The following is a 1139-nucleotide window of genomic DNA, read 5'->3' as shown; positions in this document are numbered from 1 at the left end:
CTAGTGTCCTGCGCCTGAAGTTCGCTATCTAATTGTAGGATGCGGTGATGGCGGGTCGTGGACGGTCCAAGGTCGAGCTGATCCTCAGTGATGACGAGCGTGCGACGTTGCTGCGGTGGGAGCGGCGGGCGAAGTCGGCGCAGGCGCTGGCGTTGCGATGCCGGATCGTGCTGGCGTGCGCGGAGGGCTTGTCCAATATGGAGGTGGCGGAGCGGCTCGGGATCAATCGGATGACGGTGGGCAAGTGGCGATCCCGGTTCGTCGCGCAGCGATTGGACGGGCTGGTCGACGAGGACCGGCCGGGCCGGCCGCCGTCGATCACGCTCGAGAAGGTCGAGGACGTGATCGTGACGACCCTGGAGCAGACGCCCCGCAACGCCACGCATTGGTCACGCGCGTCGATGGCCGAACGGTCCGGGCTGTCGAAGTCGACGATCGGACGGATCTGGCGGGACTTCGGGCTCAAGCCCCACCAGACCGACACCTTCAAGTTGTCCACCGACCCGTTGTTCGTGGACAAGGTCATCGATGTCGTCGGGCTCTATCACAACCCGCCGGAACGGGCGGTGGTGCTGTGCGCCGACGAAAAAAGCCAGGTTCAAGCACTGGACCGCTCCCAGCCGGTACTGCCGATGATGCCGGGCATGCCCGAGCGACGCAGCCACGACTACGTCCGCCACGGCATCACCAGCCTGTTCGCCGCGTTTAACATCGCCGACGGCACCGTGATCGGCGAACTGCACCGCAAGCATCGAGCCGCCGAGTTCAGGAACTTCCTGACCACGATCGACAAGACCGTCCCCGCGCAACTCGACATCCATCTGATCTGCGACAACTACGGCACCCACAAGACCCCGGCGATCAAGGCATGGCTGGCCAAGCACCCCCGGTTCCACATGCACTTCACCCCCACCGGATCGAGCTGGATCAACCAGGTCGAGCGCTGGTTCGGGTTCCTCACCGATCAGCTGATCCGCCGTGGAGTCCACAAGAGCGTTGCGGCGCTGGAGAAAGACATCCGCGAGTGGATCAAGAACTGGAACCAGAACCCCAAGCCGTTCGTGTGGACCAAGACCGCCGAAGAGATCATCGACTCACTCGCACGATATTGCCGACGAATTTCAGGTGCGGGTCACTAG

Annotated in this window: 1 protein-coding gene; it reads left to right on the top strand. The window is 63.5% G+C overall.

Annotated features, from left to right (window positions below):
- Positions 1-47 precede the first annotated feature (47 nt).
- Complete coding sequence (locus tag AB0M30_RS47685; protein ID WP_364599334.1) at positions 48-1139, top strand: IS630 family transposase; 1092 nt, start codon at positions 48-50, stop codon at positions 1137-1139.

The sequence above is a fragment of the Amycolatopsis sp. NPDC051716 genome, assembly GCF_040681595.1.
In the GTDB taxonomy this organism is placed as follows: Bacteria; Actinomycetota; Actinomycetes; order Mycobacteriales; family Pseudonocardiaceae; genus Amycolatopsis.
Note: the sequence above shows the minus strand (reverse complement) of the source record. Positions and strands in the feature narration are given on the sequence as shown.